This is a genomic window from Kocuria sp. (genome assembly GCF_030536815.1).
Taxonomy (GTDB): Bacteria; Actinomycetota; Actinomycetes; order Actinomycetales; family Micrococcaceae; genus Kocuria; species Kocuria gwangalliensis.
This window is the reverse complement of record NZ_JAUNPE010000180.1, coordinates 1-2,270: the sequence shown is the minus strand read 5'-3', so window position 1 is coordinate 2,270 and position 2,270 is coordinate 1. Positions and strand designations below refer to the sequence as shown.

Genomic DNA, 2,270 nt, shown 5'->3' with positions numbered 1-2,270 from the left:
GTCAATCATCCTGGGCCGTCGGTCCGGACCGGTCACTGGCCGACCCGCCTCGCGGGCTGCGACATAGCGTCGGATGGCCTCCGGCTCCACCCGGCCAGGTGCGCGGCCTCGCACTACCACTCCTGTGCCCGGGCCCAGGCCTGCACCGAACCGGGCATCATGCCCAAGCGCACCTGCACGGAGCCCCCAGCGCCGTATGGCCCCGTTGCTGAACTGGCTTCACTTCGCTCGTTACTACCGCACCCACTGCTCTGTCGAAGACGCAGGTTGAGCGGAACCCGGCCGAATAGAACGAGAAGGCAACTGCAGTTCCGAGTCTCGGGCATGAAGAAGCCCTCCTCGCGGCAGTCGCAACGAGGAGGGCTTCTTCGGAGGATAGAACGCCTACATCAGTGGGCGTGCTCCCCGCGGGAGTGCTCGAAAATGAGGCCGATCAGGCCCAGGAGAACAACGGGGACCGCCAGACCGATAATCCACCAGCCAACCGCAAGGGCGGTCACGAAAATAGCGCATCCGATACCCAGCAGCAATGGCCACCAGCTCCACGGGGAGAAGGCGCCGTAGTCACCGGACATCTCCACGATCTCGCCGTCTTCACGATCCTCAGGCAGCATGGCACCGGTGGAACGGTCCACGAGCCACAGGTACACCGCGAGCATGAGGCTCATGGCCGCCACGGCCAGCAGTGCCGGGAAACCGGCGAGTTCCTGGAATCCGGTGAGGTACCCGTACACCATTCCGACGACCAGGCAGAAGACGGCCAAGAGAATGAAGGTTTTGACAGTAGTTTTCATCGACCGGTCCTTCCAGATCCGCCGACAATCGGCATTTCTGCATCGAACTGCTGGCTGGAGAACGCCGCCAACTCGGGGTGGTGCAGGTCCAGAGCAGGACGCTCGGAGCGGATGCGGGGCAGGGAGGTGAAGTTGTGACGCGGGGGCGGGCAAGAGGTGGCCCATTCCAGGGAGCCGCCGAAGCCCCACGGGTCGTCAACTTCAACCTTCTTGGCGTTACGAGCAGTGGTGTACACGTTCCAGAAGAACGGGATCATCGAAATACCGAGCAGGACGGAACCCCACGTGGAGAACTGATTCATCCAGGTGAAGCCGTCTTCCGGCATGTAGTCCGCGTAACGGCGGGGCATGCCGTCGACACCCAACCAGTGCTGGATGAGGAAGGTCATGTGGAAGCCGATGAACAGCAGCCAGAAGTGGATCTTACCAATGCGCTCGTTGAGCATCTTGCCGGTGAACTTGGGCCACCAGAAGTAGAAGCCCGCGAACATACCGAACACGATGGTTCCGAAGATCACGTAGTGGAAGTGGGCCACCACGAAGTACGTGTCGGACACGTGGAAGTCCAGCGGCGGGGTTGCCAGGATGATGCCGGTCAAGCCGCCGAACAGGAAGGTGAAGAGGAAGCCCAGAACCCACAGGATGGGTGTCTCGAACGTGAGCGACCCTTGCCACATGGTGCCGATCCAGTTGAAGAACTTCACGCCGGTTGGCACCGCGATCATCATGGTCATGAACGAGAAGAACCCGAGAGCCACGAAACCGGTCACGTACATGTGGTGCGCCCACACGGTCACGGACAGGGCGGCAATGGCGATGGTCGCGAAGACCAGGCCCTTGTACCCGAAAATCGGCTTGCGGGAGAACACCGGGATGATCTCGGAGACGATGCCGAAGAACGGCAGAGCGAGCACGTACACCTCGGGGTGGCCGAAGAACCAGAACAGGTGCTGCCACAGGATGGCGCCACCGTTCTCCGGGTCGAACACGTGCCCGCCGAGTCGGCGGTCCATGCCCAGGGCGAACAACGCGGATGCCAGCGGCGGGAAGATCATGATGATCAGCAAAGCGGTGATCAGCGTGGTCCACGTGAAGATGGGCATGCGCCACATGGTCATACCCGGGGCGCGCATGCAGAGAATCGTGGTGATGAAGTTGACGCCACCCATGATCGTGCCGAAGCCCTGTAGGCCCAGACCGAACACCCAGAGGTCTCCGCCAACTCCCGGACTGAACGTTGTGCTGTTCAACGGCGCGTAAGCAAACCAACCGAAGGACGCAGCGCCCTGCGGGGTGATGAAGCCGGCCACGGCAATCAGGGAGCCGAACAGGAAGAACCAGAACGCCAAGGCGTTCAGACGCGGGAACGCTACGTCGGGGGCGCCCAGCTGGAGCGGGACGATGACGTTGGCGAAACCAATGAACAGCGGAGTACCGAACATCAGCAACATGATGGTGCCGTGCATGGTGAACAGC

Annotated in this window: 2 protein-coding genes; both read right to left on the bottom strand. The window is 61.9% G+C overall.

Annotated elements, in window-relative coordinates; translation table 11 throughout:
* Positions 1 to 389: 389 nt before the first annotated feature.
* Positions 390 to 794, bottom strand: coding sequence for a cytochrome c oxidase subunit 4 (locus Q4E95_RS11660; RefSeq protein ID WP_303383468.1), 405 nt, complete (start codon positions 792 to 794; stop codon positions 390 to 392).
* Positions 791 to 2,270: cbb3-type cytochrome c oxidase subunit I (locus tag Q4E95_RS11655; protein ID WP_303383467.1), on the bottom strand; the 1,480-nt coding region annotated here is incomplete at its 5' end. The genes Q4E95_RS11660 and Q4E95_RS11655, both read right to left, overlap by 4 nt.